Origin of the sequence: Psychrobacter sp. Ps7 (assembly GCF_022129225.1) — a bacterium.
GTDB classification, from domain to species: Bacteria; Pseudomonadota; Gammaproteobacteria; order Pseudomonadales; family Moraxellaceae; genus Psychrobacter; species Psychrobacter immobilis_A.
On the sequence record NZ_JADQAH010000057.1, the window covers coordinates 1 to 13,841 of the forward strand.

Below are 13,841 nucleotides of genomic sequence, written 5' to 3' on the forward strand. Positions count from 1 at the left end.
ACCGCCGACATTCTGCGTGTAAGGCAGACGCTCTACCAACTGAGCTAATCACCCTTTGAACAATTGCTAAGCAATTTATTCAACATCAACTGAGCTCTAAGTTTGTCACTAAGCTCTGCTGCTGTGGGTGTGTATTATATAGATTTACACATGGCTGTCAAACAGTTTTTTAACTATTTTGAAAAATAATTGAAAATACTGTCTGAAAGTTATTATTAATAGTAGTCTGAGGCACGTGTTTACTAAGGTTGCTGCCTAAAAACTTATTATGGTTAGTCATTGTTTGATGGTCAAAAACTACTATACTGTTGAGGGTGTTTTACGACTCATGCTTTATTTTATGTTGATTGTTGGAGGCGGGCATAGAAAATTCCACTATTGAACAAACTTTTACGACCTGGTCTTGGGGAGACTTCGCAGGCTTGGGTCTGGTATTGCATATTGTTCTCATGATAGTAATGACGCTACGTGTTGTATCGGTGCAGCGCAATATCGGTGTGTCTATTGCTTGGATTGCTGTGCTCTATACCTTGCCTCTTTTTGGTTTCATCGCTTACATACTATTGGGTGAGCCGATGATAGGGCGGCGCTATCGTCAACGGGTAGACCAAGCAAGCTTATTGATGGATGATATGGCACGGCGTGAGAATTTAGTTTTTGATCAGGGACAAGAGCTGCTGTCAGCCAACTACCGCGGTGTCAGTCAAATAGGCACGCGTTGGACGGGGCTGGGCGTGTTTCCTAATCACAATATGCAGCTATTGACGGATCCTCATACTATCTTTCAGCGATTAATCGAAGATATCAATGCCGCTCAGAGTATTATCTTGATGGAGTTTTATATTGTTTATCCTAAAGGACAAGTACTAGAGGTGATAGAGGCGCTGTCAGCGGCAGCGCAGCGTGGTATTGAGTGTCATATATTGGCCGATAGCGTGGGCAGCTTTAGTTTCTTTAATAGTAGCGCGCATCGTACTTTAGAAAAAGCAGGTGTCTTTGTCCATCAGTCACTACCAGTGGGTTTATTTAAAACGCTATTTAAGCGCTCTGACTTGCGCAATCATCGTAAAATTGTGGTGATTGATGAGCACATTGGCTATATCGGTAGCTTTAACTTGGTCGATCCAAGATTTTTTAAACAAAATAAAAACGTTGGACAGTGGATCGATGTGGCGATACGCACGACCAGTCAACACTCTATTAGTATTACGACCGCCATGGCGATCGTGGTGGCCACGGATATTGGTGCGGAAAATAACGACAATCTAGACGCGCTCAATCAGCGAGTAAATGGCTATACTCGTAAACTATATGTGATGAACCCAACCATTAATGATTTAAACAGTCGGGTGAAGGTATTGGCTGGTGAGATCGACTATCATAAGCAGCCAAATATTGGCTCGACATCGATTGTGATACCGAAGATGCCGATGGTAGAAGGGGTGCTGGCGCAGCTGATACCCTCCGCACCGCAAGTGACTGCCCATGTGATTTACAATACATTGGTGACCGTTATTCATCGCGCCAATAAACGCATTCGTATTACCACACCGTATTTTGTACCTGACGAGGCGCTCTCGGGAGCATTAACGATCGCTGCCAAACGTGGGGTTGAGGTGACACTGATTGTCCCTGAAAAGGTGGATTCATTTCTTGTACAGCATGCGTCACAAGCCTATTATCAAGAGCTGCTCGAGGCAGGCGTGACGATTGCCTTGTTTAAGGGTGGTTTGTTGCATACCAAAACAGTGGTTATCGATGATGATTATTGTTTATTTGGTACTGTAAACATCGATATGCGCAGTTTTTATCTAAATATGGAAGTGAGCTTGGCCATTTATACACCAGAGATGGTCGCTCAAGTGGCTGATTGTCAAGAAGTCTACTTACAAAGTTGCCGTTTTTTGAGTTTAGAGCAGTGGCAACAGCGCCATGGTGCAGAGCGTTTGTTTGACAATGTGGTACGCTTATTTAGTCCTTTATTGTAGCATTTTCAATTTTAGGGTAGGGTAAACGACTGATGTCAGTTTAGTGCCATGATGACCTTATTTTTATTACTATTAATTTATCCCGATAAAGGATGCGCTTGTCTATGTATGCATCGTCTGCATCACCTCTAACGCCCTTTGACTACATTGCAGCAGGCTATTGGCAAGACTTTCTAGCGGATCGTCCTATCGCTGGTGGCATTGCTTACGAAAGCGAGCTTCGTGATTGTATATTAGATGAGTCATTGGCAAGCTTACAGCGAGTTGATACGCTGCTGTCGCACATACGCCGTGAGATGGTTAAAACTAGTCGATGGCATGAAGAGAGATTATTGCTCGATGAAGGCTATCGTAACTTTATGGTATTTTTGGCGTTTTATGCAGGGCGAGTATTGGCACAGCAATGGCAAAGTACGCCGCATTGGTATGGACAGTTTGAGCTACATAAGCGCTATCCTGAACTGGCTCTTACAACCGATGATTTTTATCAACATCTGGCGGTTGTCTATTGTCAGTCGGCTGATGCTAATAGCGTTACGTCATTGTTTTTTGCCCTAGAGCCGATAGGATTACGGTTATTTGGTCATATTGATCGGCCATTTGCAGCCGTACAAGGCGGTCAAGTGGCTAGTGGTTTATATCAAGCGGTTAGCGCAAGGTTGCCACATGCGCACGACAATCACGTTGCTAATTCGATCACACCAGCCATTAATATCAGCACACCAAATCCAAGCGCTAGTGTAGAGCGCATTAAAACGGCTGATAGTCAGAAACCGTTAGAAAAAGAAGGGTTGAGTCATACGCCACATGATGTGCCAGAATTTCAGAATCTGTCTCAGCAAGAGAGCCAAACTAAGCCTGTGCTGTCTAAATCAGAAACAGTACAACCTCATACAACCTCAGAAAATACGGTATTAGAGCAGCCACTACCATCGTCAGTGCCTTCTATTCAAGAATTGCCAACGCCCGCGATTTTTACGCAATTGCTCGTAGAGCTGGATAACATAGAAGTCGTTCAAACGGCTGGCAATAGCGAATATCAGCAAGCACATAAAGTGCTAGAGCAGTTAGAACAGTATATTGCCAAGCAAAGCAAGCCACGCGCGCAAATGAGCCTTTCAGAGAGTCATTTGACGACAAAAAAGCAAGCGCTATTAACACTACAAGAGGCGGCGCAGGCGGGTAATAGCGCTGCCATGCTACATTTGGCAATGTATGAGTTACTTGGTGAAGGATTAGCGGTTGATAAGGGTGCTGCTACAGCGTCAGGGGTTGAGTGGGTTAAGCAGGCAGCCAGCAAAAACGACAGTCGTGCGCAGCGCCTACTAAGCAAGATGTATTACCAAGGGGTCGGCGTGGCGCAAGATGTAGACACTGGTAAATATTGGCTAGAGCAAGCAGCGGAGAATGGACATGCGGAAGCGGCGAGCGTAGTAGGGCAATGGCAACAGGCGCAAGCGCTGATAACGACACAAAAACAAGAGCAACATAGCATGAAGCGTTATCAGTTGTTATTCGCCGCCATACTCGTGGTGGCAATACTGATCCTAATTATTGTCTAAAATATTTTATGGCAACACGCTGTAAAGCGTATTGTTAATCGCTAAATTCAGGTAGAATTGGCGCATTTTTTATTGTCACCTTACTATAGTCGATTTAATTTAAAGAGGTTAATTCCGTTACTCTTTTATAGTGAATTGACTATATTATTTAAGCCATTACTAATCTGGGCAACTTTATGCCATCTTCTCCTATATCCTCTGATTGTGCTTTAGAAGCGACTGACCCAGTATCGTTGCCCAGCCGCACTGTTTATACTGCGCCTTTGTATTATCAGTGCGCCATTGGCTTACTTAAGCCGCTATATCGACTGCAAGTTTGGCAACGCTCACACAACCGCGACAACTATCAACAAGAAGTGGCGCAGCGTTTTGGCAAACAATATCCGCCGCGACCAGTGGCTAAAGTGACTAATGCGCAAACTGATAAAGGCGTTATTTGGTGTCATGCGGTGTCATTGGGCGAGACCAATACCGTCGCGCCATTATTAGATACATTATTGGCTGATGGCTATCAGATATGGCTAACCAATACCACGCAGACAGGTTTTGCTCGCGGTGCTAGCCGTTTCGCCGATGATATTGCTCAAGGTCGGATGAGCCATAGCTACGTACCTGTCGACAGCCCAACTGTGATTGAGGCTTTTTTGGCGCATGTCAAGCCCATCGCTGCTCTGTTTGTAGAAACGGAACTGTGGGCAAATATCCTAACCAAATTATCCGAACACCATATTCCCAGTATCTTGGTCAACGGTCGGCTGTCAGCATCTTCTTTTAAAAGTTATCAAAAAATTGCTGCGGTCAGTGCCAGCATGATGAAAAACCTAACTTTGATTATCGCTCAAGACAGCGACTCTGCTAAACGCTTTCGACAATTGGGTGCGAATAGCGCGCAAATTCGTGTCGCAGGTTCACTCAAATGGGTGATTAATACACCTCAAATTGAAGATAAAGTGGCTGATATAGAAGCTGATATAGAAAATAACTATACAGAAAATCCTAGTGTACCAAACCAATATTTTGAATCGGTCAAAGAGTCCACATTAGCAAAAGAGATGAATATCGCTGGTCGACCGATTTGGGTTGCTGCAAGTACCCATAGTGGTGAAGAAGAGACGGCACTATCATTGCATCAACAGCTATTGTCTCATCCCGCGCTCGCTGATGCGCTGCTTATCATTGTACCTAGACATCCTGAACGTTTTGATGAGGTAGCAGCGCTCATTCAAGCGTCCGACTTAACAATGGCACGGCGTAGTGCAGAAGATAGCATTCATGTAGGCACACAAGTCTATCTGGCTGATAGCATGGGTGAGCTGATGGCGTGGTATAAGTTGGCAGATGTGGCACTGGTCGGCGGCTCATTAGTGGATGTCGGTGGGCACAATCCCGTTGAGCCATCGAGTGTGGCAACGCCTGTACTCATGGGACGCTATACGCAGTCTTGTCAAAGCGTGGTAGATAAATTGGCGGAGGTCGGCGCGTTATATCAGCCAAACAATGTTTTCTATCGCCCCGTTACTGTTAGTGCGGCTACTACTAATGATGATACGAATCAACAATCCTCTCGTAAGAAGCCTGCCGCTAAAGAGGATGTAGCGCTCATTTATCAGCAGCTAGTGTCTTGGCTCAGTGATCTTGAGGTGGCGGAACAAGCAGGGCAAGCTGGCGCGCGAATGACGAGACAACAGCAAGCCGTATTGACCCGCCAATTTACCATGATTAAAGAGGTTGTCGAGCAGCATGCTATTCAACAACCAAGCCAAGAGCTGCTATGAATTGTCTATTATTACCCATTGAAAACTTCTCTTCGGATGCGGCATATATTGATGAATTATCACAAATAAATCACGTCAATAAAGTGCTAACAGCAAAAGTTGGTGATATGCTGAAAATCGGTCAAATGGGCGGTTATTTGGGCACTGCTGTTATAGAGAGCATCCGCTCTGATGCTATTGAGTTGCGTGATATTCAGCTCACCACTGCGCCGCCACCAAAGCTAGATTTGACCGTTGTATTGGCACTACCGCGTCCTAAAGTGCTACGCCGCTTAATCATGGATATGACCGCGCTTGGGGTGCGCGATATCATCTTAATCAACAGCTATCGCACGCAAAAAAGCTATTGGCAAAGTCCGATGCTTGAGCGCCTTGATGAGTTTGTATTAGAAGGGCTGCAACAAGGGGTTGACACCATAGCGCCTCGTATCACTTTACAAAAACGTTTTAAGCCATTCGTGGAAGATGAGCTGGCAGGTTTGGTAACCAATCGAGCCATCGTGGCGCACCCGTATAGTGAGCTATCCTTTACACAGTATCTACAACAACAGCCATCGTTAGGATTGCCAAGTCTGGTTTGCATCGGTAGCGAGGGCGGCTGGATTGATTATGAAATAGCACTGCTTGCCACTCAAGGTTGCGCGGCAGTTACTATAGGCTCGCGTATCCTGCGTACAGAAGCCGCCGTCAATGTGATTTTAGGTCAATGGTTGCTGTCGTGAATCAGCAGATCATTGAAAGATAATTAAGACATGCCATCACTTAGAAAATCTATACATTACTCCATGAAGATCTATAAATTTGTCCTTAAAAAGAGACAGTTGAGCCAAATTATCGGTGCATTTCTGAGTTAAACAAATGTATTGATAATTAATCTCATTTCTATTAGTATGTTGTTTCAGAGATTATCGCGTGATTGAACCTTATTGTTAGAGGTCTTTAGCGCCGTCTTATCTTATTGTCATCTCGTCTATTTATCTCATCTTTTCGTAGCATCATTATGGGGAAAACCATGTCATTGAATGCCATTAGCGCTAACCTAACTTCTACTAAGCTTATCTTGCCTGTTGCTGTATTTGGCATGATGTTGGGACTGGCTGGTTGTAGCAATTCATCTACAACAGAAGAGAGCGTGGAGGCGGAGACATCAGCGGCGGCTACTGAGCAACCAGCTGCTACTGATGGTGCTACGAGTGAAGGTGGTCAAACGATTACTATTTATTCTTCGCGAAATGAGCAGCTGATTAAGCCATTGCTAGACCGTTATACCGAACAGACAGGTGTGAAGATTGAGCTGGTCACAGATAGTACAGGTCCGCTCATGGCGCGTTTGCAAGCTGAAGGTCAGAACACGCCAGCCGACATGCTGCTCACGGTTGATGCGGGTAACTTATGGCAAGCCGCTCAGCAAGGCTTATTGCAACCAGTATCCTCTACTGTGTTAGAAGAAAATGTCCCTGCCAAATATCGTGATCCAAAAGGTCAGTGGACAGGGCTATCATTGCGTGCTCGTACGATCTTTTATGACCCAAGCAAAGTCAGTGCCGACCAATTATCTACTTATGCAGATTTAGCCGATTCGAAGTGGAAAGGCAAGTTATGCCTACGTACCTCTAAAAAGGTCTATAACCAGTCGCTTGTGGCCAGTATGATGGAGCATTTGGGCGAAGAAAAAACCGAAGAAATCGTCCGTGGTTGGGTCGCTAACTTAGCGACAGACGTGTTCAGCGATGATACCAGTATGCTAGAAGCCATCGCTGCTGGTCAGTGTGAAGTGGGCATTGCCAATAGTTACTACTACGGTCGTCTGCTCGATGAAAAACCTAACTTCCCTGTGAAAATATTTTGGGCAAACCAAGGCACGACTGGTACACACGTGAATATTTCAGGTGCTGGTGTGGTCGCAGGTTCAGACAATCCAGAAGGGACGCTTAAACTGATAGAATGGTTGTCTTCTGATGAGGCGCAAGGTCTTTATGCCAGCTCAGACAAAGAATTCCCAGTAAAAGTAGGGGTTGATGAGTCAGAAATGCTCAGATCATGGGGTGAATTCAAAAAAGACGATATCAATGTGCAAAAGTTTGGTGAGCTACAAACCCAAGCCATTCAGTTGATGGACAAAGCAGGCTATAAATAAGGTATTGACAGTCATACCATTCTCAAAAAGGACAATGCCTATCAAGTACGAGTATCAAGCTTGATAGGCTAAATGATAGTATTTATGTTCAAAGCAGACAGTGTTTTTAGCCGTATTTTTGAGTTTGGTATAATGTTATAAGGTCTTTATGCGTATGACACGGTAATAATGATATGATCAAAACGCCAGACGCGTCTGTACGTCGAAACGATACAGCCAATGATAGTGCTAATGCCAACAATATGGATAATCATAATATTGATGGCAAGCAGACCGTCAGCCAAGACCACGCCGTCCGTAAACGTATTATCTCAAAATCAGTCTTAGGACTGATTTCGTCGTTTATGCTTTTGCCAATTTTGATTGTGTTGCTATCTTGGACGCAGCCAATTGCTGATATCTGGACGCACATGGCAGATTATGTGCTGCCACAAGTGCTTAAAAATACCGCGATTTTATTGCTGATGGTAACAGTCGTGTCTGGCACTATTGGCACCGCGCTTGCTTGGGTAACCAGTATGTACCGCTTCCCTGGACAGCGGTTTTTTTCGTGGGCGCTGATGTTACCGCTGGCGATACCCGCCTATGTATTGGCGTTTGTCACCATTGGTATTGTTGATTTTAGTGGACCATTACAAACAGGTTTGCGCGACCTAGGCTTTGATGCAGCGATTCCTTCGATCCGTAATGTCTGGGGAGCAGGTTTGGTATTGTCCCTAGCATTTTATCCCTACGTCTATTTGCTGGCGCGTCAAGCGTTCTTATCGCAAGGCAGGCGCGCGATTGAAGCAGGACAAATGCTGGGCTTAAGCCGTAGCCGCGTGTTTTTTCGGTTGGCATTACCACAAGCATTGCCATGGATTATTGGCGGATTATTGCTTGCCAGTATGGAAACCTTGGCAGACTTTGGGGCCGTGTCAGTCTTTAATGTTGATACCTTTACCACGGCTATTTACAAAGCATGGTTTGGCTTCTTTAGTTTGACCACTGCGGCACAATTGGCAGCTTTGCTCATCGGTGTGATCTTTATTGTGGTATTGTTTGAACAGTATTGGCAAACCAAGCGCGGTAATAACGTTACTCAAGGCAGCAGTCAACGTTTTGATGCCAGCACGCCTGCGAAATTGGGTATGACATTGCTATGTACCTTGGTATTTGCTGGCGCTTTTTTAATCCCACTTTTGCAGCTCATCTACTGGACGGCATTGAACTTTCGCCAAGATTTCGATGCGCGCTATATTGATTTTGTGACCAACAGCCTCATGATTGCTAGCATGACCACGATTTTTATTGCCTTTTTGGCGATTATCATTGCGTGGATTAAGCGGCAGTATCCTGATAAATTGACCAAGCTCATGACTACTTTGGCAAATTTGGGTTATGTGGTGCCGGGTACAGTATTGGCAGTGGGCATCTTTATACCAATTGCTTGGCTAGACAACCAAATGATTGCCTTTGGGATTACCACGCAGCAAGTGCTATCAGGCAGTGTGATAGTGATGCTATTGGCATTATCGACGCGTTTTATGACGGTGAGTTTTCAGCCAGTTGATCGACAGCTACAGCGACTAACGGTCAATCAAGAAGCGGCCGCCAAATTACTGAGTGACAGTACTTACCAGCGCTGGCGGCAAGTGATGTTGCCTGTTATTAGTCCGGGAATATTGACAGGACTGTTGATGGGGTTTGTTGAAGTCATGAAAGAGATGCCGATTACGTTAATGACGCGTCGTCAAGGCTGGGATACGCTGGCGGTGCGGGTGTTTGAGATGACCAGTGAAGGCATGTGGGGACGAGCTGCGTTGCCCAGTTTATTGATTGTGCTGGTTGGGCTGCTGCCTGTTTGGATATTATTGCGTCAAAGCGATAAGCAAGGTTAAGGTGTTTTTAGAGTGAATCTGCATTATCCGATGACGCTCCATTTTATGATTGTTTTCACTGTTTTATCTATGGGTTTTATTTACTAATAGCTAACTGGTACCGTCTATGTACACTGATTCAATGAAAGGCTCAGCAGACTCTAAATCAATCAATGCCAAGTCAATAAAGGCCAAGGCAAGACTGGAGCATATAAAAAAATTACCAGTTGCTCAAATTAAGACGTCGCCCGCCCAGCCTAGTAAGTCTTTAGAAAAAAGCAGTGCTTTTAGCCAAGATGTTGAGACAAATACTGAGGCAGCTACGGCTACTAGTCCTTATTTTAGTGTGCAAGATTTAATCGTCGGTTATGACGATACGATTATCGTCAATGGTTTGTCATTGCAATTGAAGCAAGGCGAGATTGGTTGCTTTTTGGGCTATAGCGGCTGCGGCAAGACCACGGCACTAAGAGCGATTGCAGGGCTGGAACAAAGCCGTGATGGTACGGTTCTCTTAAACAATCAATGTCTTACTGATAAAACTGACCGCAACTCATTTGCCGTCGCACCCGCCAAACGCGGTATGGGTATGGTGTTTCAGGATTATGCGTTATTTGGGCATTTGAGCGTGGCAAAAAACATCGCTTTTGGTCTGAATAAATGGTCTGCCTCTGACAAAAAATCCCGTGTCGCTGAGATGCTAGAGCTGGTTGAATTGTCTGAGCATGCTGACAAACGTCCAAATGAGCTGTCAGGTGGTCAGCAGCAGCGGGTGGCATTAGCCCGTGCATTAGCGCCAAAGCCAAAACTATTACTACTTGATGAGCCGTTTTCTAATCTAGATGTGGTGCTACGTGAATCATTGGCAATGAATGTTCGTGATATTCTTAAACGCACCAATACCACGGCAATACTGGTCACTCATGATCAAAACGAAGCCTTTGCACTGGCTGATAAAGTGGGGGTGATGCATAAAGGTAAGCTGGTACAGTGGGCAACCCCAAGTGAGCTATATCATGAGCCAATCAGTCCTTTTGTCGCTGAGTTTGTCGGCGAAGGTGCGATGATAGATGGCATCATCAAAGAAGGCCATGTTGAGACGGCATTAGGCGATATCTATCGGCGTATGGAAGTATACGATAAATCAGGGTATCCACAGTATTGCGAGTACGATTATCCTAACGGCACACCGATTAAGGTGCTGGTGCGCCCTGATGATATCATTCATGACGATGAGAGCACACAAACCGCTTTAGTCGTTGGACGCGTATTTCGCGGTGCCAACTATTTATATCGCTTGCAACTCGACGACGGGCAAACGGTACTGTCTTTAGTCGCCAGTCACCATAATCACGAGATTGGATCGCAGATTGGTATTTTACCTATCCTAGAGCACGTCGTGGTATTTGATGAAAAAGATATCAATGCGACGACTTGGTCAGAGTATGATAGGTCAGAGAGAGTTGACGAGACAGAATAGTCGCAGCATTTATAAGTGATTAGAGTATTAACCTCGCGACATGCACACAGTATGCTATTGACGCTTGGCTGCCTTGTATCTACTTTAAACTGCGGCGACTATATTAATTCATGTTTACGTCAAACAACTGCGGCTTGCACTTACGCTTATCGCGTTGCCAATATGTGCAAATAACGTCCCAACCGTTTATACGGCTCTAATTGCGAGTAGCGCAGCTCCATGCGTATCACGGCATCTGGGTCATTGTGTCCACCACGCTTAAGCGGGGCATAATCATGGAATACGCGCAGACCGCTGGTGCGTATGGTCTGATAATGATGCGCCGTCAACCAAGATTCGACTTCTTCTTTGGCGACAGGATGGTTGGGCGTGAGGCTTTTTTTGTTATCAGCCTTATACTCTGTATTATCGAGTAGGTTAAAATTCCCCATGATCAGATTGCGATAATCAAAGCTTACTGGGTTATAGAAGCACAGTGACAGCGCACCATTATCTGTTAACTGCTGATCAAAAAAGTCCATAACCAGGGCAGGTTCTGCTAACCATTCAAGCAGCGCATGACACATGATTAAATCAAACTTTTCACTATTTTCTGTACCCAACTTTTCTGGCAGCTGCTGATAGGGGCAAACGTACCATGTGATATTCAGGTCTTCGTCTATCTGCGCGGCACTCGCTTTCGCTTTTTCTAGCATATTGGCTGAGATGTCATTGATGACCAATGTATGACCTTGAGCTGCAAGCTCTATTGCAATCTGTGCCAGCCCTGCACCCACATCCAAAATACGTAAAGGTCGCCCAAGGCTTTCACTCATTTGCGCACTATATTCAAAGATATCACGGCGTAGCACTGCCAATCGAATATCGCCTTTTAAGCCACCGTAGACCTTTTTTTCAAAATGATCCGCAATCGCATCGAAGCTACGATCGGCACGTATATCGCCTGATGCGTCGCTTGGTTGTGTCAGATCAACCGATTGGTTGTCATGTTCTTTGGTACTTTCACTATGGGTTTGCATAAAGCGCTATCTGTATTAGGGTGGTATTTTGGAACATCGTACAACAAAGACAAAATCTAAGCTAGGCTTGACACCAATACTAGCTTTACCATAGCGTTAAAGATGCCATTAAATACTTGTTTTCCAGTAGCTTTTCACAATATTTTACGGTATAAGTAGTAAGGTTTAAGAAACAATTATTGAGTAAGTTTTATTGAAAATATTTGATACTTCAATGTATTCAATAAAAAACAATCGATAAAAAGAGTCTGCCATACTGAATTTTTTTATTGCCAAGGACTCTCAGCAAACGTCTGATCTACCACCGCTAAGGACAGCAACCATGATCGTATCTAAATCTACTACCGCTATAAATGACAAATCACCTAGCAGTACCCATCAATCAGTATCCATTATGACGGGCAAGCCTGTGATGCTGCGCTGCCTATTATCCGTCGCTATTGCCTGTAGCTTGCTGCTCGTCGGTTGTGGCGATGACAATGACAATGACTTTAATACTGTCATAGGCTCTGACTCTGCGACGTCAGTTAAATCAATCAGCTCATTTAACACTGCGCAAATAAATACCCAGTTCGGTCTTGATGGTACGGCAACACCTGATGCCAAATGCGGTATCAAAATCGAAAAAGTCAGCTATCCGACAGTAGGGGCAGCGGGTGAGCGTACCAACGCGACAGCAGCTTTGATGCTACCAAGTGGCGACAGTGCTGACTGTCAAGGCGATCGACCTATCTTGCTGTATGCCCATGGCACAACTACGGACAAAGGCTACGATTTTAGTCAAGTCGCTAATCCTCAAAATCCAGCCGCTGGGGAGGCGACATTAATCGCTGCCAACTTTGCCGCTCAAGGCTACATCGTCGTTGCACCAAACTATGCTGGTTATGATGAGTCTGATCTTGATTACCATCCATACCTTGTGGCTGAGCAACAAGCCACTGACATGGCTGATGCATTAGACAGTGCCCGTACCATCATTGCAAGACAACAGCGCGCTAATGATCCTGACTACACCAACCTTGATGACTCTGGTAAGTTATTTATCAGTGGTTACTCACAGGGCGGGCATGTGGCGATGGCAACTGCAAGAATGTTCGAGAAAAATGATGAGCCTGTCACTGCCATTGCACCTTTATCAGGGCCTTATGCACTGGCAGCGTTCGGTGATGCAATATTTTCGGGCAACGTCAATATCGGCGCATCGCGTTTTGCACCGCTATTGGCATCTGGTCTCCAAAATGCGTATGGCAATGTCTATAACAGTACTGCTGATATATTCACTGCCAATTATGCAAACACACAATTACCAAGTTTATTGAGCTTTGGTGAGTTGGTCGCTGCTAATAAACTGCCCGATAATGCGCTGTTTGAAAAAGATCCTGAAAACAATCCCACACTTGATCTTCTACCAGCACCTACCGTTCCCTTTGCCTCTATTGGCTTCGCGGATGATAATTATCTGATCAAAACAGACTTCCGTACCGCTTATGTCGCAGATGCATTACAGAACCCTGATAGCCTAATCGCGATGACAGGAGCATTACCAGCAGCCAATCCACAAAACAACTTGCGAAAAGCCTTAAAAGCCAATGATCTACGTGGATATGTACCAAAAATGCCAACTCTGCTATGTGGTGGTAATCAAGATCCAACGGTTTTTTATGACCTAAATACCAGTTCAATGGCTGCTATTATTCAAGGGAGTGTCGCACAAAATCCAGCCCTTACCGTTAACGTGACAGTATTAGATGTTGATGCGACGACAGCTGCTGATCGTCCTGATAATTCTAATGTTCAACTTATTGGACAGGCGTCCATGAACCAATGGAATATTAATTCTGTGGTAGCAAGTGTTCAAAGTAACTTTGTTCAAAATCTTCAACGCGTAGTAGATGCAGGAGCACAGCAAGGCATACCTGAAGGCGTTGCTGTATTGGGCAACTATCACGGCGGTCTGGTCAGTACGGCTTGTACGCAAGCCACACGTGAGTTCTTTAATCAGGAATTTAAACCTGCTTAAT

9 protein-coding genes are annotated in these 13,841 nt (G+C 44.9%); 8 read left to right on the plus strand and 1 reads right to left on the minus strand.

Annotated elements, in window-relative coordinates; all coding sequences use genetic code 11:
- Positions 1-350 precede the first annotated feature (350 nt).
- The 7 genes from I3257_RS13535 to I3257_RS13565 all read left to right on the plus strand — a co-directional run bounded on the left by I3257_RS13535 (position 351) and on the right by I3257_RS13565 (position 10,801).
- Positions 351-1,988, plus strand: coding sequence for a cardiolipin synthase (locus I3257_RS13535; RefSeq protein WP_193009524.1), 1,638 nt, complete (start codon positions 351-353; stop codon positions 1,986-1,988).
- Positions 1,989-2,092: 104 nt separating this feature from the next.
- A complete protein-coding gene (locus I3257_RS13540; protein WP_238050086.1) occupies positions 2,093-3,550 on the plus strand; it encodes a tetratricopeptide repeat protein in 1,458 nt (485 codons plus the stop codon).
- Between the two features lie 176 nt (positions 3,551-3,726).
- Positions 3,727-5,325, plus strand: coding sequence for a 3-deoxy-D-manno-octulosonic acid transferase (locus I3257_RS13545; RefSeq protein ID WP_238050087.1), 1,599 nt, complete (start codon positions 3,727-3,729; stop codon positions 5,323-5,325).
- Positions 5,322-6,047: a 16S rRNA (uracil(1498)-N(3))-methyltransferase gene (locus tag I3257_RS13550; RefSeq protein ID WP_238050088.1), complete on the plus strand. Its 726-nt coding sequence runs from the start codon at positions 5,322-5,324 to the stop codon at positions 6,045-6,047. Before I3257_RS13545 ends, I3257_RS13550 begins: the two co-directional genes overlap by 4 nt.
- Before the next feature lie 290 nt (positions 6,048-6,337).
- On the plus strand, positions 6,338-7,462 hold the full coding sequence (locus I3257_RS13555) for an extracellular solute-binding protein (protein WP_238050089.1): 1,125 nt from the start codon (positions 6,338-6,340) through the stop codon (positions 7,460-7,462).
- Positions 7,463-7,635: 173 nt separating this feature from the next.
- Positions 7,636-9,342 carry an iron ABC transporter permease gene (locus tag I3257_RS13560; RefSeq protein WP_238050090.1) on the plus strand — a complete coding sequence of 569 codons (1,707 nt, stop codon included), beginning with the start codon at positions 7,636-7,638 and terminating at the stop codon, positions 9,340-9,342.
- Between the two features lie 106 nt (positions 9,343-9,448).
- Positions 9,449-10,801 (plus strand): ABC transporter ATP-binding protein, encoded by a 1,353-nt coding sequence (locus I3257_RS13565; RefSeq protein ID WP_238050091.1) that lies wholly within the window; start codon positions 9,449-9,451, stop codon positions 10,799-10,801.
- Between the two features lie 146 nt (positions 10,802-10,947).
- On the opposite strand, the gene I3257_RS13570 is transcribed toward I3257_RS13565, so the two are convergent.
- Positions 10,948-11,820, minus strand: coding sequence for a methyltransferase domain-containing protein (locus tag I3257_RS13570; RefSeq protein WP_238050092.1), 873 nt, complete (start codon positions 11,818-11,820; stop codon positions 10,948-10,950).
- A gap of 322 nt (positions 11,821-12,142) precedes the next feature.
- Between I3257_RS13570 and I3257_RS13575 the strand changes: the two genes are divergently transcribed.
- Positions 12,143-13,840, plus strand: a complete 1,698-nt coding sequence (locus tag I3257_RS13575) for a hypothetical protein (RefSeq protein ID WP_238050093.1) — start codon at positions 12,143-12,145, stop codon at positions 13,838-13,840.
- Position 13,841 lies beyond the last annotated feature (1 nt).